Source organism: Legionella antarctica, from assembly GCF_011764505.1.
GTDB classification, from domain to species: domain Bacteria; phylum Pseudomonadota; class Gammaproteobacteria; order Legionellales; family Legionellaceae; genus Legionella; species Legionella antarctica.
In genome coordinates, this window is record NZ_AP022839.1 from 1,192,541 (window position 1) to 1,210,622 (window position 18,082).

Below are 18,082 nucleotides of genomic sequence, written 5' to 3' on the forward strand. Positions count from 1 at the left end.
TTTTTCTCCATGGAGTTGAAGGCGATTAAAGGAGGTAATATGCTTACCTTTAACAGACCTTTATTAAGTTTTACTTGCGTATTGCTTTTCATATTCACTGATTACTGCGTCAATATTCTGAATTAGCTCTGCAAAAATACTCGATAATTCCTTAATTTCTGTAACGGACCGCGCTAATTTTTCTAATTGCATTACTGATTTTTGTAATATAGGTACTCCACAAAAACAACAGGCTCCATGGAGCTTATGAGCGGCATCACCCAACGCTTTAATATTCTTGTTATTCATCAGATGAACAAACTCTTCACGATTTTTGTATAACTCCTCTATAAATTTAGCAAGAAATTCTTCGGCAAGAGTTTGATTTCCTGATACTTTTTGAACACATAATTGCCAATCAATAGAGGTATGCTTTGCTTTGTCTACGATACGTAATAGCTGAATTAAGAGCTGCTTTTCATCAATCGGTTTTTGAAGGCAGTAATCTACCCCGGATTTTTTCAAATCTACTGTACTGAGGTCACTGCTGTTGGCAGTGATGAGTACTATAGGAGAGTGTTTATTGAGTAGAGATTTTTGACGGATTACCCGAGCGGCATCCAGCCCATTCAACTTGGGCATTTGCAAATCCAACAAAATAAGATCATATTTTTTTTCTTCGCAGGAGTCTACGGCCATTTCACCATCGTCCACTGCGGTGACGTTGGCATTATCACTGAGTAAAGAATTGAGGAGCATTTTATTAATAGGGTTATCTTCAGCAATTAATAATTCAGGATGGAGAAAACGTAATTGCTCCCTTAAACTATCTAACTCATGATTGATTATTTTCTCAGAAAAATTTTCAGTATTGATGGACTCGATAAGGTCTTGTAATTTTTGAATACTAATGGGTTTGTATAAAAAGCCTTTTGCTCCAAGGGCAGCGTAGTTGATGATAGGCCACTTGGATATTAATACAAAGGGCAGGTGTTTATAATGGGACATCAGTTCAGCAACTTGTTGCTCGCAGCCTTGATTCACATTAATAAAGGCTATTTTACAAACTTTATTTTTACTTAGTGCTTTAGCGAGTTTATTGAATGAGTTCACCGCAACACATTCTATTCCCCAATACCCCAATCCATTACATAAAGCTTCTAAATGTAAGGAATTGTCGTCAAAACAAAGTATCTTCAAATGAGCGAAACGATGGGTCTGGTTTTTTTCTATTTCATAAGCCATCAACTTTTCAACCTTAATACGGGCTGTGAAAGTAGATCCTTTATTTAATTCACTGGTAAGGTTCAAACGTCCCTGCATTTCCTCGCAAAGTTTTTTGCATATGACCAATCCCAAACCTGATCCGCCGTAGCGGCGAGTAATACTGGTATCTGCCTGGTTAAATGCAGTAAACAATTTATTTTGATCTTCAAGAGAAATACCAATACCCGTATCAGTAATGCTCATACACAGAGTGTAATCTTTTTCGGTGTCCTGTTCGATTTTAGTGCGTATTAAAACATATCCGTGATCAGTAAATTTTACGGCGTTGGTTATAAGATTGCTAATTATTTGTTTAATTCTAAAGGGGTCGCCTAAAACAGTTTTAGGGACATTGACCTCAGTGATGGGAATTAAATCTATTCCTTTTTTATGTGCGTTAGGGCTTGCAAGAGCCAATACTTCATCAATACAGCCGCGGATATCCAGCGGAATACAATCAAGATGTAATTTACCTGCATCTATTTTGGAGAAATCCAGAATGTCATTGATAATTCCCAATAGATCCTGTGCGGATGATTTAATAGTTTTAACATAATCAAGTTGCAGGGGGTCCAATTTACTTTCCAACAACACATTCGTAAACCCGATAACCCCATTCATAGGCGTGCGAATTTCATGGCTCATATTGGCAATAAACTCTGATTTCTGACGACTTTTTTCCTCACTTTTTTTCTTATCCAGTGACAGTTCAATATTTTTTTCTTCTAAAAGCTCAAGACTTTGCTGTAAGTCTTCAGTCGCTGTTTCAATGTGTTGATTGAGATCGCGAATGGTACTTAAATATTGTTTCTGTAGGTGGGCGCAACCTCTTTCAATAACACCTAACTCCCCTTTACTTGAAATCCTTATTTCCGTTTCGAATTCGTTACTCAGAATTTGTTTCATACTGCGCCGTAAACGTGAAATAGGTACATAAATTTGTTTGGATAGAAAATAATGGATAGTTAATCCCATTAACAAACCGAACAAGGTAATGAAGATCGTGACTATCATCATTTGATATCGTTTAATCAACATGGACTGGGTGTCTATATCAATAGACAACCAGCCTAAAATATCATCTGCCTGAAAAGCAGAAGGGTTAAGCGTTTTGATAAAGGAAGTATTTGAGTAGAGGTTAAATTTGGGAATGGTGATGGGGGCTATGAAATTAATGGTGAAAGGGTTGATCTGTCGGCTCTCAATATAGTCCCCTGTGAAGTCTGGCGGATTGAACGGTTTATGTATGGAGTGTTTTCCACCACGATAAGCAAGTAATTGTCCCTTAGAATTATAAAAAGCTAAAGCTTTTACTTCTGGATTAATGGTTGAGGCATTTATTAAACCTTGAAGGGTTCGGCTGTCATGGCGGAGCATGGCGTATTGCGCCGCGGGTAATAACTGGCGAATGTAAGCCTCACCTAAACGGGACATATGCTGCTTTAAGTCTTTACCGAATTGGCCGTTGTAAAAGACCGCAAAAAGTAAGGCTACTAGAAAAGCTGGAATAAGAGTGGTGATTCTGAGCTGATATTTTATACCAATACTTTTCAAGATAACTCCTGGATTATGCTAAGGCACTGTAAATTCATAATCGATACCTTTATACATCCCATCTTATCGCGATATTACCCCAATCTTCAATCGCAAAAGCTTCGAATACAGGAGCTTTATTCAAGCACAAGGTTCAATCTTGCGGCCAATTCAGGGTGCGAACAGGTACAGTGATGGATTTGCAGTGTTTAATTCAGCGGTTGAATCTTTGCGTTGCTGGTAAAGTGGGCTATTATAGCCCGATTATTTTATTCCTTACAATGGAAGATACTATGACCGTCAGAACTCGATTTGCCCCAAGCCCCACTGGACTTCTACATGTGGGGGGGGTGCGGACTGCTTTATTTTCATGGCTTTATGCAAAACGACATAAAGGGCACTTCATTCTTCGTATAGAGGATACTGATAGAGAAAGGTCCACTCAGGAGTCTGTCCAAGCAATTCTGGATGGAATGGCCTGGTTGGGCCTGGAGAGTGATGAAGGGCCTTTTTACCAAACCCATCGCTATGATAGATACAATGAGGTTGCATTGAAATTACTGGCTGAAGGTAAGGCTTATCGATGCGAATGCAGTAAAGAACGCCTGGAGTCTTTGCGAGAAGAGCAGTTGGCGGCTAAGGAAAAGCCTCGTTATGATGGTCGTTGTCGAAATAAAAACCTGCCTTTAACGAATAATCCTTATGTTATTCGTTTTAAAAATCCTGATAATGGGGTAATTTCCTTCCTTGATGAGGTCTATGGTGATATTCATGTAGAAAATTGCGAATTGGATGATTTGATACTGGTACGTTCCGATGGTCACCCAACCTATAATTTCGCAGTGGTTATTGATGATTTGGATATGCAGATTACACATGTGATTCGGGGAGACGATCACATCAACAATACGCCCAGACAAATTAATTTATTTAAAGCTTTAAATGCCCCCATTCCTGTTTTTGCTCACTTGCCCATGATTTTAGGCGATGACGGTAAACGTTTATCAAAAAGGCATGGAGCGGTTGGGGTGTTGCAATTTAAAGAGTTAGGGATTTTACCCCACGCCTTGTTAAATTATTTAGTTCGGTTGGGATGGTCACATGGGGATCAGGAAATTTTCAGTATAGAGGAAATGATAGCAAGTTTTGATTTGAAGCATGTTAGTCGAGGCGTTTCAAGTTTTAATTACGAAAAATTATACTGGTTGAATCAGCACTATCAAAAAAATGATTTGCCAGAGTCGGTCGCGAAGGCTTTACAGTGGCACTTTGAAAAAGCGGGAATCGATCTGAGTAAAGGGCCAGCACTTAAGGATTTAGTTGCTACTCAGGCCGAACGGTGCAAGACTTTGGATGAAATGTGTCAGATGAGCCAATATTTTTATACCGATGCTATTGAATATGATGACGATGCGGTAAAAAAACATTTACGTCCAGTTATTCTAGAACCATTAACAGCCCTTTATGAGCGATTACAAGAACTTCATAATTGGCAAAACGAAGCCATACAACAATGCATCAATGAAGTGAGTGCCTCCTTTGATATTAACATGAGTAAAATTGCTCAGCCGTTGCGTGTAGCGGTAACTGGTTCAAGCATGTCTCCTGCAATAGATATGACTCTTTTCTTATTGGGGAAACAAAGAGTCTTAAGTCGTCTCGAAAATGCACTAGAGAAAATAAGAATCAGAGCTAGTGCGCAATAAGCTTGTTCGCTTAGGCAGGTTGGGTCTTGGCCCATAGCCGTCAGGCTAAGAGATTTTTGGATTATCACAAGATCTTCTCGATCAAAAAACGTACGAATATGCCGTTCGGGCTGAGGAGGCGTTTACGCTGTCTCGAAGCCTCAACGCCAAGACCAGAAGGCTTCGAGACAGCGCTAAAGCGCTTCCTCAGCCCGAATGGATCGAGGATAGACATGGCCGAAACTTCTTAACCAGACGGTTATGCGCTTTGCCCAACGAAGACTATTTAGTTGAACGAAATTACAATGTTGGGCCAGGCCCCAACGCTTTTATAAAGCTACATTTTATGATTAAAAAACCCCTGAATTAAGTAGTGGTAATAGTTGCTTGATTCAGGATAACATAAAAGTCTATTTATAATTATCCTGAAGGATTTTGGATGCAATATGACGTTTAACAAAAAATTATTTTTCCTGAGTTTAGTCGCTTTATCCTGTTCTCGAGTTTCTTATGTACATTCTGATTCTGCTGATAGTGTATTAACTCAAAATTTGCAGAAAGTGGTCAATGAGTACTACAAAACCTACAGTAAACAAGAGGGATTTACCGCTATTTCAGCCTCTGTCTTGATTCCTCACCACAAGAAAATTGACCCAAATAATATTAAAACAGTAGTTGCAGGAACTATAGGGGTTTCGCCATTAACCCAATTAATCACACCGGATAATTTGTTTGATATTGGCAGTATTACCAAATCATTTACTTCCCTGATGCTTTTACAACTTCAGGCCGAAGGTAAACTGTCCTTGAATGATCCTTTGGGTAAATGGCTACCCCAATACCCGCAATGGAAAGAGGTTACTTTAAGGCAGTTATTGAATATGACTAGTGGTATTCCCAATTACTCTGCTGATGAAAAATTTGAAAAGGAATTAGTGGCGGATTTGAGTCGTCAATGGACCAATGACGAGTTATTGACTTACGCCCATCCTGATCAGCCCCTTAAGATTAATAAAAACAAGCGGTATGAATATTGCAACTCCAATTACATACTTGCTGCGATGGTAATTGAAAAAGTAACGAATGATACTTACGAAAGCCAATTAAAGCAGCGCATCCTAAATCAACAAAACCATTTGAAGGATACCTATTTAATATAGGCGCGGTTTTCTGGACACAAAAAAAGGTTTTTTAAGAGCTATTCTTCTTAATACAAAGAGGAGAATAAAATGTCTAAAAAGCGAGCTTATTATACGGCGGCCAAGAAGGCAAAAATAACGCTAGCTGCGATTGAGGGGAAACTCACACAAGCGCAAATTACCAGTGAATACGGTGTTCACGCAACGCAGGTAAAAACTTGGAAGCAATCGGCCATCAAAGCCATTAACGATTTATTCTCTGGGGCTAATGAAAAAGAAGCCAAGTCCCAAGAGCAGCTTGTTGAGGCATTATATCAAGAAATTGGTCGACTTCAAGCGCAGCTATCTTGGCTAAAAAAAAAGCATGAACTTTAGTCTGGATGAAAAGCGCGTCATGATTGATCCTCTTGCCGAGCTCACCATTCGTGAACAATGCTTGCTATTAGACTTGCCTGTTTCAAGTTATTATTATAGTGCCAAGCCCATTTCTGTCGAAGATGAAGCGCTTATGGCGCTACTTGATGAGCACTATCTGCAGTATCCATGTGAAGGTAAAATTAAGCGGGCAAGATGGCTGTCAAAAGAAGTAGGCTATCCTGTTGGTAAACGTCGAGTAAAAAAGTTGATGGAAATGATGGGGTTATCGACTGTTTACCCAAAGCCAAATACAAGCGTTCCCAATAAGGAGCATGAGGTGTTCCCTTATTTATTAAAAGAGGTGGATATCACCAAACCAAATCAGGTTTGGGCCGCAGATATCACCTACATCCGCATGAAAGGAAAGCATGTGTATTTAGTAGCTATTATGGACTGGTATAGTCGTTATGTGATTGGATGGGCTATTTCACCTACTATGGAGGCTGAATTTTGTATTGAGGCGCTTAGAAACGCTTTGCTGCATTCGCGTTGTGAGATCTTTAACACGGATCAGGGTTCTCAATTTACCTCAAAAGATTGGATAAATACGCTAAAATCTCACCACATTTCTATCAGCATGGATGGGCGAGGACGTTATTTAGATAATATATTTATCGAGCGATTGTGGCGTAGTGTTAAGCAAGAAAAAATCTACCGGTATGATTTTGATACAATTGAAGAGGTTGAGCTGGCCTTAACGGAGTATTTTGAGTATTATAATAACCGAAGGCTTCACCAGTCCTTTAATTATTTAACGCCCGCAGAGGTGTATTATGGCCGGAAAAGACCATAAACCCTAAATGAGAGCGTCATGACTTACCCACAAGGCCCACAGGCCTATACGAGAAAGTGAAGCTCTCCTGACCTGTGGACTTGTGGATAAGTCATTCTGATAGAGTTGTGGTAAAATGACCTAAGACAATTCGTAGTAGCAATCACTATTCATACGGTATTGAGTAGGTTTAAATAGGTTAATTTGAGTGAATTTTTAACTATAAATGATGGATGAATAGCTCTTATTTTTCCTTAATTTTGTTCCAGACATGCGGACCCATATCAATTATCCTGCAGGGCCTGATGGTGCTCAAGTGCAAAAAGCCATATCAGATAAAAAAATACATGGGTATTTTTATGATAAAAAAAATAAAAAATCTGTAGATACAATAACTAATAATTTAACCTGGGCAGGTGCGGCAGGTGCGCTTGTTGCCAATACGGATAATGTTGCCCGATGGGTACAATTGCTTTATCACGGAAGCTTAATTATACCGGAGTACAGAGAAAGGGCACTGGCTGAATTAGAGTCGTTGGTTTCTACAAAAACAGGAAAACCGATACCGGCAGTAACCGAAAAAGAACCCATGGGATTCGGATTAGGGGTTGCAGCCATTTATAATAAGCAATTAAAACAGGCTTTTTGGTTTTATGAGGGAAGTACACTGGGATTTCGCGTAACGTATGTTTGGAGTCCTTGTAACGATATTACAACTGTAGTTGCTTTAAACAGTAAAGCTGGAGAGGGTGATCCAAAATCACCAATGGGAGACCATATACATGAAGCCAATCAAAAGTTGTATCAGGCAATTATGCAACACAATCCTGAATTACGTTGCAAAAAATAATCGCGAATTTTAATTTATAATAAATTGTAACTTAAAATTTATCATGGCGATGAATAAACAAATTACAAATTGAAATAAATTTGATGATTTTATTTGCTTTATTGTTATAATTCCCATTATTTGCCTGTATGAGTGACATAAAAAATGATTTCAATTAATAAAGACAAATCAAAGTTCTTTATTGCTATTTGCAAACAAGGAGCTCATTCTTTTTTAATGCTGGGTGTTTATGATCAAAATCAAGTAACTCATTTGCTTTGCCGGGTTGGTAAGTTCTTTGATGTTCCCCGGGAATCCAAAAGTAATAAGTGTTTTACTTCAAGCAGATTGTTATTTAATGCATTTTTTTCGAGTTCAACAGCTAAAATTATAGATGAGCAACTTTTCAGAAAAACTAAAGGAGAAGTCCCTATCAGTTATCAAGCCCATGATCTGAGTTACCAGCACTACCTGGAATTTATTCAGCTGTTAGAAGGCTTGCAAACTGATGACAACGCCTATAACTGTTACAAACCGGTTACAGTACAGCAAAGTGAAATCACTTTAATGCTTACAAGTGATCTAATATTTACTCCACGAACAGACCTAGAGGATATCATAGCGGACACTAGTGAAATAAGGCTAAATAACACCTGTCGCCATAGCGCCATAAAGCTGGTTGAGGAAGCCCGTCATGCCTCTGTATCTTCATTAGTTTCGAGCAATTTTGTTAGCGATTTACCTTACCAAACGCGCCTGGATTTTGGTAAGCCTACTTCTGAACTACCTTTCTATGTTTTACCTCCACCACCGATTGCTTACCCGGATTTGAGTGTGGAGCAAAGGAGTGTCGTGACTAAATTGTATACGCGGATGGAGCATTTGTTGTTGGTTGATCCTCATTCAGAACTTACCAAAAATAAATTTGGGAGTCTTAAGGAGTTATATACAGAGATTACTGGTCCACAAAAAGATCTCACTTTAGCACAGTTACTTTTTAGTATTCAGAGTTGGAAAGAAGAGAATAAATCAACATTAAATGTGCTCCGAAAAAAATATTTTTGGGATTATTTTTTTACGCGAGTCTCTGCAACAACTCAGTTAGTTACTGAAATTGAACAGGATCTTGAGCAAGCACAATTACGTAATTAATATTGTGCCATAAGAAAAAATATAAGGTACATTTGACCCGAATTTAAGCTCAGCAGGTACATGTAGGATAGTCCATTGCATTGAACAACATTGTCACCTCAACTAATAAAGTTTAATGAGTGCCCCGAATTAGGATTGCCTTAAAAAAAGATTTAGTGCATGGTATAGGAATTTAAAAAGGATCAATTGGATAACTGAATTAACCTGGAGTCAGTATGAAATTTTATTATTGTAAAGCAGCATGTTCCCTGGCAGTACGTATTGTCCTCAATGAATTGAATCTTGATTTTCAGGACGTGGAGGTAAATCTAAAGACCAAAAAAACAGCAGGTGGTGATAATTTTCTGGCTATTAATGCCAAGGGAGCTGTTCCCGCTATTCTACTTGATAATGGGGACGTGCTTACAGAAAATCAAGTTGTTCTCCAGTACCTGGCAGATACAACACCTGATCAAAAACTTTTAGCTCCCCTGGGAGATTTAAAGCGTTATCATACTCTGGAGTGGTTGAACTATATCTCCACAGAGCTGCATAAATCGATTGGTATGTTTTTTAATCCATCCCTCGCTGAAGAAGTAAAAACCCAAGTGTTAATTCCCGTGATTATGACCCGATTTGCCTATATTAATGACCATTTGACCAGAGACTCATATCTTATGGGCGATGATTTTACTTTACCTGACGCCTATTTATTTGTGATGTTACGATGGGCTCATTATTTTAAAATCGATTTGTCCGCATATGAAAATTTAGGGCAGTTTATGGCTCGGGTCCAGACTCGGCCAGCGGTGATTAAATCATTACAGCAAGAACAATGATAACTCGGTATTGTAAACCAAATGACTGATTTTTTTAAGGGCGGACTGGATTTAAAATTTGTTGCTAACTCAGAGTTTGAATCGCTGGATCTTGTTGCTCCAGCGAATCATGCTCCAATTATTGCACGTAATGCGCTTCGTCTGTTAATGATGGGGTGGCCTGCTGAATCCTGGACACAACTATTATCCTGGCCTGTTTTTAAAGCGGTTTTTGTTTGTCGTTCTCCAGAACTGTTAAAAGAACTACGATTCGCTTTTCAACAAGGCTTTGAGTTATTATTTACTCAATTGGAAGGAAAAAAATTAACTACTGAACAAAACGAGCAGGTACAGCTTTACTTAAGTAATTGTCTTGGTTTATTACCCTATTCTGATTTAACTCCTTATGAGTCAATTAAGATCCCGCAAAATATAAATGATGAATGGGTGTTGGTTGAATACCACATCACGCCAATTGAATTGACACCTACAACAGGTTTTAAAAGTTTTTTTATACAAGATACAGACCGTGTTTTTGCTTATGGGCTACAACCCATCAAAAATCATAAAGCCCCGTCGCAGTTAATTTTCATGGGAACCACATATCCTGCAGGGCAAGGTTTCTTACCGCAAATTAAGACCGATTTGAAAGGGTTTGAGACAGTAGGGAAATCATTATATAAAAGTGGAATAGGAAGAATTAAGCAATGGCTATCAAGGCAAGATGATAACGTTCATGTTTGTGGTGTGAGCCTTGGGGGATCTTTAAGCCTGCTTCTTGCAATTCACCAAGGGAAACATCTTAAACGTGTAGATGCTTTAAATCCAGCTGGACTTCACGACTCCTGGCGCAAAAGCAAATATGATAAATGGGATCAATTAGAAACAAAGCCCGAGGTTGTTGTTCAGGTGCAAGCTGATGATCCCGTGTCTCTTTTGGGCGTATGGAAAAAAGACTGGAAAATTGTCCGTGTAACTCCCCCCGAGGGTAAAAAAGGCCCCAATAGTTTTTGTGATCACTTTTTAAATTATGCTGGATTTGCGCAAACGGAGTTTAGTTATGTCGATGCTGAAAAAGAGAATACCCAACGAAGAATACGTAATTTTTGGTTGTATTCTGTAGGCAGAAGCATCATCTATTATTCGACAATAATTCCTTATAATTATTTAATAAGGCCCGTTTTCTACTTCATCTTGCGGCATTGGATAGCATTTACTTTAGGCCTTGTATCGCTGACAGGAATTGGTTTGATGATCGGATTGACTGGCTTGGGAGTTCTCCCGCTCCTTGTGCTAGTGGGTGCTGTTTCTGCATTGGCTGTAGTTGTCTGTGTTTCTGTTTTAAATCATTTTTTCTCGAGTTCATCTGCGGAAAATGGAGATTACCAATTTGCCAAACTTCATGATCCTGCTCTGTCGAGAAATCCTTCTATGGACATTTATAATCCTGATAATCAAATTGAAGTTAAGCTCACTTATAAGGAACTAAATACTTATTATAACGTGACGCGTTGTCTGGTGAAGCAAAAAAATTTTTTACCGGAAGAGAAGCCGCAAGCAGAGTCTGTTGATGAAATTTCTAAGAGAGAACTGTTACTTGCCAGTCAACAGCCTGAAAATAATGATAAAGTTATTTGTATGACTACTGTGAAAGCTAAAGCAGTACATATAAGACAAGTTTTAACTTTAGTAAATCAAATCGGTATGGATAATGAAAGCGAATTAAAAGAGGCGTTGGAGCAAGATTACAAGCTATATAACGTAGGCAAGCACCCCTAGAGATGAGACGTGTTATCACCTACTTTTAACATCGCATTTTGTTTAAGACTTATATAAAATAAGCGCTTATTAAATGATTTTTGAGTTATCCAGTGCATCATTACCAGGATCTAATTACCATTTTTAATAATTGTTTTGCATCTACCTATAATACTCGACTTGTTAAAGGTGATAATGAGCCAGTCTATCTTCCTGCTGAGGGAGAATGCAGCTATAACGCACTATTTTTTGCGCATGGCTTTTTTAGCAGTGCTTTGCATGAGTGCTCCCATTGGTTCATAGCGGGTGAGGAGCGAAGAAAACGGGTTGATTTTGGATATTGGTACATGCCAGATGGGCGTACCGCAGAACAACAGGCATTGTTCCAACAAGTCGAAGTAAAACCCCAGGCTATAGAGTGGATACTGTCTATGGCGGCTGGGCATAAGTTTCGTGTGAGTATAGATAATCTAAATGGCGCGGAATCAGATACTTTAGCGTTTAAGAATGCGGTTTATTCTCAGGTTTTGCAATACTGCCGAGATGGATTACCACAACGTGCCCATCAGTTTCGAGCAGCTTTGTGTGCTTTTTACAAGCAACCAACTGCTTTGACAATTGAAGAGTTTAAGCTCGAGACACTCTAGTTCACCATGTCTAATGATGTAAAACCACGCCTTTTGTCCAATCCAGGTTTAAAGCAGATGAAACATAATTTACGGTTTGCTCTGGATAAATTCCGTAACCATCAACCATTAATGCATAATAATAGGCGGACAAAAGACAATACTCATAAACATAATCATCGTTGGGAAATTCAGAGTTAAGCTTATCCCATTGTTGATGACAAATTTGGCTGTCTGCTTGTTGCATTAAATTTTGATTGGTCAGCTCACCATTTTCGAAATGAAATAATTTGTTATCAGCCAGATTGGTTAGGCCCCCTATAGCAAACCAAGTGTCTACGGGGTTAGCTGTAAGCACAGGTTGTATGGTTTTATTAACTCCATGCACGCCATTCATAAGCGATGATACTTCCTGCTTGCATGAAGGAGCATTCCCTCGTCCAGACTCCCCATCTGGAAGTGGGTAGTCGTTGGCAAAGCATGAGACAGAGTTAAGAAATTGATGGGACATTTCTGTCTGTCCCAATCCCAGAAAACTGTGGACATACAGGTTGACGTGGTGTCCATAAAGATCCAGTTCTACTTGAGAGTTGCTGTTAATCTCTTCATTTTTCTGGATGGGAAAAACAATTTGTACTGACGCTCCACCCATGTCCATAACCCCTACGGATTTATTTTGGATTGATTTCAGAGTATCCAAATGATAATTGACGGAAAGCCAATCATATAAGGCTTCTTCGTTACCTGTGATGGTTTTAGCGTCTATAAGGCGCCATTGGTGTTGTTGAGAAAACCAACGTTGAAGTTCCTGATAATATAGTTTTTGTTTAGAGGCGGGCAACAGTCGCATGCCTGCTGTAGCATAAAAATAAACAGGAATATCCTGATTGGGAGCGCCTGATAGTAACGTTACAAGATAGGCTTCTATCGACTCATAATTGGGTTCAATAGTGGCAAAACCTGGTTTGATTTTTTTTGTCCATACTTCATTAATATGAACAGGAGTATTGGTTTCATCCATGTCATAAGCATACACATGTATTCTTGAACCAGTACTTCCTGCATCAATTACGGCAATACACTGATGTTCATTACAAGAGACAGTTCCAGCGTAAGCAATTGGATTCGCTATGAGAAGACATGAAAGAACAATCAAGAGACGAAACATGGGAAAGACTCAAATTCAGGGTTGATGCATAGTACATTATGTATATTTTACTGTCAATTGTTTGCCTCGATAAAAAACAAAAAAGTCGTTAAAATAAACTAAATGAGCTATAATAAATCATCACGATCAATATTTAGATTTATTTATGAGTAGAAAAAAGCAAGTCATATTAAATGCCGCAGAGTCCAGAGATACTGCTCGTGGAGCTTTTGTAACTTTTGTCTATAAAGCGCTTTCCAATCTATTCAATACCAAAGTTGCGAATACACCAATTATTGATGTATTCGAACCCCCTGGTCGCGAAATTTATAACAAATGTCAAAACAATCCAGAAAAATATTTTAATGAACTTGCCCTAATAACACCCTATCATCAAGTTCTTGAGGAAATAGCACTGTATAAAGAATATGACAAAAATATAAAAGACATAGCGGACAACATAAAAGATGCGGACAATCTAATTATTATGGGACACTCATCAAAAAATCACTCCAGAAGCCTTACTTCCGGAGAAGGGAAGGCGACAACCACTTCTCATATTGTTAATATTTTAAACAAAGCAAAAGAGTTACGAGGCGATAAAACAAGTGATTTTAGAATCTCTCTAGTGGCTTGTTCAGGCATAAATGTTGGAAGAAACCTGATAACTGAAATGAGAAAAAATGAGATTTATGGCAGGGTTACAGCAAGAAATCATTCTGTAATGCCCGATCCATTAACCGGAAAAAAACTTAATAAACCCATGGTGAGTTCGTTACAACATCAGAATGGGGATTATAAGCGAATCTTAGTTGCAACTAAAGATGCTTGTCTGGAATATAAAGTAAATGAACAAGGAAAAGAAGATAATAGTACGCTCCAATGTAACTCTCCTGAAGAGAACTCGAAGCGCTATTTTCAACTTAAAGCAGCAATAGTTGAGATATCACATGCTGATGATTCCATCCTGCCTCAAAATATAGGGGCTTTATTCCAACACTACAAACCCTCCGAGGTTTATCATTATCTTTATGAGAACCCTTATTTATTTGAAACCAAAAAAGAGGAAAAATTTAAGGAATTAATATTGATAGATGCGAATAAAAAATATAAAGATAATCCAACTCCTGAACATGCCAAACATTTATTGGAAGTCATCAAATCTCATATATTATATTCAACCTGGAAAACCGGTTTAGGTGGGGTGACAGTTGATAATACAGAGTATGGAAGTCAAATCAAGGTAAGCAATACTATGTCAAAAATTCTCGAAGTAATTAAGACAAGTATGGAATCTGAAGCAGATAGCTCCATGAATGCGATAAAAGTCATCAGAAACTTAGTAAAGAAAAGCGGTCATTCCTTATTGCGCCACGAGGAAACACAAAATTTTTACACTATTATTAATCCAGTGCGATCAACCCCTTCAGTTTCTAATAACGACGCATTTAATTCGATAAAAAATGCTTTCCAGAGTCTTCGCGAAAAAATAACTGGGACCAAAAAAATTGAATCGGAATCCGAACCAGAAGCTAATCCACCAACGTTACGTTCTTAAAAACGCAACCTAATAAGAAGAATACCCATTGTAATACCTTATTCGCAGTAATATTCAGAAAATAAGGTTACAAGGTAACATTTCTATCTGCTCCAAAATTGAAAGTTATCTGTAAGCAATTTTTATAATTTATTTATCTCCCCAAGTGTTCAATAATGTACTTATTAGATTTAAAATAGTATAGTCTGGACCTTCATAATTTAATCCCAACATATTTTTTTTGGACGAACATCTCATGAAATCGCAAGAACAACTAGGTTCTTTATATGCAGTGATATCAGGACTGCTGTATGGTTTTATTGGTTACTTCGGGCTAAGCGCCATGAATGGGCATCTTTCAGCCAGTACGATGTTGTTTTGGCGATTTTTTATTTCCAGCATGCTCATTTTGATAATTGTTATTCCGCAACTAAAGAAGCGTAAAGATTCATATAGACAGATGTTTAACGCTTTTATTAGTGGCGTTTTTTATTATGGTATATCGACATTGCTTTATTTTATTGCCAGTGGCTATTTAGGAACTGGCCTTTCAATGGTTATATTTTTTACCTATCCAGTCATTATAATGCTATTAAATTATTTCTTTTATGGTCAATCAATTCCTAAAGTCTATTATTTAGCTATTTTAATTATTTTAACAGGCATGCTGCTAATGGTAGATATGCATGAAGTAGCCTTTGATATATGGGGCATTTTTTTGGGTCTTGCTTCAGCATTTTTTTACGCCTGTTATCTTATGTTTAGTAAAAAAAATAAACTCTCTCCTAACGTTTCAACCTTGATGGTATCCTTGGGATGTATGGTAACCAGTTTTTTTGTTGCTTTTTTTGGAAATACCTTCACCGTGCCCACTTCTGCCATGGTCTGGCTTAATTTATTCGGTATCGGGGTGATTGCTACTGTATTGCCAATTTTATTGATGTTGCACAGTTTGAAATATATTAGTTCTTGTCATGGGTCACGATTACTAGCCCACCCTCTGGCCACTCAAAGTAGCCCACTTAGGGTAAATTTTTTTAACTCACTTGTCATCTACTAAATTAAATTTCGGTATAAATTTTTTCCTGTATGACTCCCCATCAAGAACAATTCGATAAGCTTTATTTACGATACGATCTAATGCTGCGTTTGCCATAACCGGATCATAAAATAGCTCCATCCATCCTTCTATTTTACGGTTAGTAGTTATAATTAGCATAGAGTTTACATGGATAGCTGCTATTAAATCATACAGATCAGTGGACTGTTCTGGCGATAATGCTTTCAGCCCGAAGTCATCTAAAATAAGCACATCGTATCGTGAGTAACGTTTAAAAAGCGCAGTCCATGTTTCATCCGCTCTTGCTTGGTGGAACTGATTTAACAGTTCATTCGCTCTTATAAAGCAGACTTTTTTATGTCGTTGACATGCCATTAGACCCAGGGCTTGAGCCAGGTGAGTCTTTCCGGTGCCAACAGGTCCCATGATGATGACATGGTTTTTTTCTTTGATAAACTTCCCTGTCATCAGGGTGCGGATGGCTTGTGTGACTTGTGTTGAATATCGAGCCAGTTCAAAATTTTCAAAACACTGAGGCTCCTCAAATCGAGCTTGCCTTACACGCCCAGCAAGCAATTTTTGTTGACGAGCCTCATCCTCATCCTGAAACAACATTGAGAGCAACTCTTCATAAGAGAGGGACGCTGCGCGAGCCTGTTCTACTCTTGCTAGCAGTGTGTCTGGGATCCCTGTCAAACGTAGTTTTTTTGCAAGCTCTAACATATTGATATCACTCATAATGAGCCTCCATCGTTGAGCTGTAATCACTTGCTGCGCGAATATAGGCAAAGTTCTCATGATTGGCCGAGCGCTTAGTGGAGAATGTTCTCGTGTCTTTTTTATCCAGGCCTTCCGTGAGGATTTTTTTCAATGATTGATGAGTATAATTATCAAATAAAATCGCGCGTAAACATGCATTTTCAAGGCGCTCATTACCGTATTCCTCAACCAAGCGGATGATAGCCTGGGCTTTTCTTAAGCTCGTTCTAGAGCCTTCAGCCAGTACCTTTGTGACCATTTCCTCCGTTGCCTGACCAATTGCTTTGGCCGCTTCAATACAAACGCCAGCAGTATTTTCTAAGTAATACTTTGCAGAATTATGGTAGTCATTGGGATCCGTTTCCCACTGTCCACGCCCGTAGTTACGAATATGGGTCTTAATCAAAGCATGATTCACATAGGCCTGAACGGTCTTCAAGCCAACTCTAATTTTAACCTTTGTCCCGATATGTATCGTTGGCACAGAATAAAAATTACCAGCAACAACAAAATGATGGTCACGATGAACTTGAGCATCCATCCAAATGGGCATATCAAAAGCGCCTGCTGGCAGTGGGTTTAATAAATTAAATTCTTCATTTTTAAATACGTCAATTGGCTTTTCACCAGTGGTACTGCAGATGACGTGCGATACCTTATTAGCGCACCAATCACGTGCAAAGGCGTTCATCGAGGCCAAATCATCATAGGTTATCCCCGCGATAACCTGTTCTTTTACCAATTGAACACTACGCTCAACCTTCCCCTTGTGCTCGGGCGTTCGAGCCTTCGCCGGATCGGCTATAAAGTCATAAAAGCGAGATAACTCTGCATAGGTTTCATTGACCGTTGGATCATAAATATGTGCTTTAATAATTCCCGATTTCAAATTGTCTAAAAGAATGCAGTTGGGCACGCCTCCAAAAAAATGAAAGGCATTGATATGGCTTTGCGCCCATGATTGCTGATTTTGAGAATGTACAAACTCAACATATCGATACCGACTATGTGATAACGTCATAATAAAAGCGTATGTTTTTTTATTATTGATAAACCCAACAAACGCATAGTCAACTTGTGCTTCATGCCCAGGCTTTGTTAACAAATGTACCGTAGCCTTAGGCAACGAGGGGAAATGACGTTCAATATAACGACTAAGACTTCTTCGACTGCTAACAAGACCATTATCGCTTAAAATTCGGTGTATCTGCATATGGGTAATCCACTTCTCAGTGAGGAGTGATGCTATTTTTTCGTGATGCGCCTCAAGTTCTTTTTCTGATTTATTGGGTCTGTTGTTGGCTGTAGTATTAACGATTTTATTATGTATCTGCAAAGCGATAACTTCGAGCTCATCATTGGAAATATCCTCCTGATAACCCAAATCCTTGGCCATTGAAACGTACTTGCGTATGCTCATTCGTGAAACGCTTAGAGACTTTTCAATATTGCGTTGAGTCATCCCTTTTTTGTGCTGATATAGCACCTCTCTAATTTCTGCCATTGTTTTAATCCTCATCTCATAACAAATCCGTTAGTTATTGGTAATGACCAAACTAACACTGTTTATTTGCTACTCAAAGTGGGACTCAGAGATGGCCATGGAGTGGGCCATTAATCGTGGCC

15 protein-coding genes are annotated in these 18,082 nt (G+C 38.5%); 11 read left to right on the forward strand and 4 right to left on the reverse strand.

Annotated elements, in window-relative coordinates:
• Positions 1–63 precede the first annotated feature (63 nt).
• On the reverse strand, positions 64–2,802 hold the full coding sequence (letS, locus tag HRS36_RS05765) for a two-component system sensor histidine kinase LetS (protein WP_173238470.1): 2,739 nt from the start codon (positions 2,800–2,802) through the stop codon (positions 64–66).
• Positions 2,803–3,071: 269 nt separating this feature from the next.
• Between letS and gltX the strand changes: the two genes are divergently transcribed.
• From gltX to HRS36_RS05810, 9 genes are all read left to right on the forward strand, one after another.
• Positions 3,072–4,484 carry a glutamate--tRNA ligase gene (gene gltX / locus HRS36_RS05770; protein ID WP_173238471.1) on the forward strand — a complete coding sequence of 471 codons (1,413 nt, stop codon included), beginning with the start codon at positions 3,072–3,074 and terminating at the stop codon, positions 4,482–4,484.
• Positions 4,485–4,909: 425 nt separating this feature from the next.
• Positions 4,910–5,623, forward strand: coding sequence for a serine hydrolase domain-containing protein (locus tag HRS36_RS05775; RefSeq protein ID WP_173236570.1), 714 nt, complete (start codon positions 4,910–4,912; stop codon positions 5,621–5,623).
• Positions 5,624–5,692: 69 nt separating this feature from the next.
• Complete coding sequence (locus tag HRS36_RS05780; RefSeq protein ID WP_173235475.1) at positions 5,693–5,977, forward strand: transposase; 285 nt, start codon at positions 5,693–5,695, stop codon at positions 5,975–5,977.
• Positions 5,967–6,812, forward strand: a complete 846-nt coding sequence (locus tag HRS36_RS05785) for an IS3 family transposase (protein WP_173235473.1) — start codon at positions 5,967–5,969, stop codon at positions 6,810–6,812. The genes HRS36_RS05780 and HRS36_RS05785 overlap by 11 nt, the downstream gene beginning before the upstream one ends.
• 295 nt (positions 6,813–7,107) lie before the next feature.
• Positions 7,108–7,641, forward strand: coding sequence for a serine hydrolase (locus HRS36_RS05790; protein ID WP_226905589.1), 534 nt, complete (start codon positions 7,108–7,110; stop codon positions 7,639–7,641).
• Between the two features lie 144 nt (positions 7,642–7,785).
• Positions 7,786–8,772: a hypothetical protein gene (locus HRS36_RS05795; protein ID WP_173236572.1), complete on the forward strand. Its 987-nt coding sequence runs from the start codon at positions 7,786–7,788 to the stop codon at positions 8,770–8,772.
• 215 nt (positions 8,773–8,987) lie between these two features.
• Positions 8,988–9,590: a glutathione transferase GstA gene (gene gstA / locus HRS36_RS05800; RefSeq protein ID WP_173236573.1), complete on the forward strand. Its 603-nt coding sequence runs from the start codon at positions 8,988–8,990 to the stop codon at positions 9,588–9,590.
• Between the two features lie 21 nt (positions 9,591–9,611).
• Positions 9,612–11,348, forward strand: a complete 1,737-nt coding sequence (locus tag HRS36_RS05805; protein ID WP_275941000.1) for a hypothetical protein — start codon at positions 9,612–9,614, stop codon at positions 11,346–11,348.
• A 92-nt stretch (positions 11,349–11,440) separates the two neighbouring features.
• Positions 11,441–11,974 carry an elongation factor P hydroxylase gene (locus tag HRS36_RS05810; protein WP_173236574.1) on the forward strand — a complete coding sequence of 178 codons (534 nt, stop codon included), beginning with the start codon at positions 11,441–11,443 and terminating at the stop codon, positions 11,972–11,974.
• A 10-nt stretch (positions 11,975–11,984) separates the two neighbouring features.
• On the opposite strand, the gene HRS36_RS05815 is transcribed toward HRS36_RS05810, so the two are convergent.
• Positions 11,985–13,121 carry an acetate and sugar kinases/Hsc70/actin family protein gene (locus HRS36_RS05815; RefSeq protein ID WP_173236575.1) on the reverse strand — a complete coding sequence of 379 codons (1,137 nt, stop codon included), beginning with the start codon at positions 13,119–13,121 and terminating at the stop codon, positions 11,985–11,987.
• A gap of 145 nt (positions 13,122–13,266) precedes the next feature.
• Here HRS36_RS05815 and HRS36_RS05820 point away from each other — a divergent pair, with 145 nt between their 5' ends.
• Together HRS36_RS05820 and HRS36_RS05825 are read left to right on the forward strand one after the other, a co-directional pair.
• Complete coding sequence (locus tag HRS36_RS05820; protein WP_173236576.1) at positions 13,267–14,658, forward strand: hypothetical protein; 1,392 nt, start codon at positions 13,267–13,269, stop codon at positions 14,656–14,658.
• Positions 14,659–14,893: 235 nt separating this feature from the next.
• Positions 14,894–15,697 carry a DMT family transporter gene (locus HRS36_RS05825; protein ID WP_173236577.1) on the forward strand — a complete coding sequence of 268 codons (804 nt, stop codon included), beginning with the start codon at positions 14,894–14,896 and terminating at the stop codon, positions 15,695–15,697.
• Here the strand turns inward: HRS36_RS05825 and istB are convergent.
• Together istB and istA are read right to left on the reverse strand one after the other, a co-directional pair.
• Positions 15,680–16,435 carry an IS21-like element helper ATPase IstB gene (gene istB / locus HRS36_RS05830; RefSeq protein WP_173235440.1) on the reverse strand — a complete coding sequence of 252 codons (756 nt, stop codon included), beginning with the start codon at positions 16,433–16,435 and terminating at the stop codon, positions 15,680–15,682. The two genes, HRS36_RS05825 and istB, sit on opposite strands and share 18 nt — an antisense overlap.
• Positions 16,428–17,975, reverse strand: a complete 1,548-nt coding sequence (gene istA / locus HRS36_RS05835) for an IS21 family transposase (RefSeq protein ID WP_173235442.1) — start codon at positions 17,973–17,975, stop codon at positions 16,428–16,430. The genes istB and istA overlap by 8 nt, the downstream gene beginning before the upstream one ends.
• Positions 17,976–18,082: the final 107 nt, after the last annotated feature.

What these genes read in the sequence shown, in the direction of transcription:
- gltX (WP_173238471.1), top strand. Translation starts at nt 3,072, where the DNA reads ATGACCGTCAGAACTCGATTTGCCCCAAGCCCCACTGGACTTCTACAT.
- HRS36_RS05775 (WP_173236570.1), top strand. Translation starts at nt 4,910, where the DNA reads ATGACGTTTAACAAAAAATTATTTTTCCTGAGTTTAGTCGCTTTATCC.
- HRS36_RS05780 (WP_173235475.1), top strand. Translation starts at nt 5,693, where the DNA reads ATGTCTAAAAAGCGAGCTTATTATACGGCGGCCAAGAAGGCAAAAATA.
- HRS36_RS05785 (WP_173235473.1), top strand. Translation starts at nt 5,967, where the DNA reads ATGAACTTTAGTCTGGATGAAAAGCGCGTCATGATTGATCCTCTTGCC.
- HRS36_RS05795 (WP_173236572.1), top strand. Translation starts at nt 7,786, where the DNA reads ATGATTTCAATTAATAAAGACAAATCAAAGTTCTTTATTGCTATTTGC.
- gstA (WP_173236573.1), top strand. Translation starts at nt 8,988, where the DNA reads ATGAAATTTTATTATTGTAAAGCAGCATGTTCCCTGGCAGTACGTATT.
- HRS36_RS05805 (WP_275941000.1), top strand. Translation starts at nt 9,612, where the DNA reads ATGACTGATTTTTTTAAGGGCGGACTGGATTTAAAATTTGTTGCTAAC.
- HRS36_RS05815 (WP_173236575.1), bottom strand. Translation starts at nt 13,121, where the DNA reads ATGTTTCGTCTCTTGATTGTTCTTTCATGTCTTCTCATAGCGAATCCA.
- HRS36_RS05820 (WP_173236576.1), top strand. Translation starts at nt 13,267, where the DNA reads ATGAGTAGAAAAAAGCAAGTCATATTAAATGCCGCAGAGTCCAGAGAT.
- HRS36_RS05825 (WP_173236577.1), top strand. Translation starts at nt 14,894, where the DNA reads ATGAAATCGCAAGAACAACTAGGTTCTTTATATGCAGTGATATCAGGA.
- istB (WP_173235440.1), bottom strand. Translation starts at nt 16,435, where the DNA reads ATGAGTGATATCAATATGTTAGAGCTTGCAAAAAAACTACGTTTGACA.
- istA (WP_173235442.1), bottom strand. Translation starts at nt 17,975, where the DNA reads ATGAGGATTAAAACAATGGCAGAAATTAGAGAGGTGCTATATCAGCAC.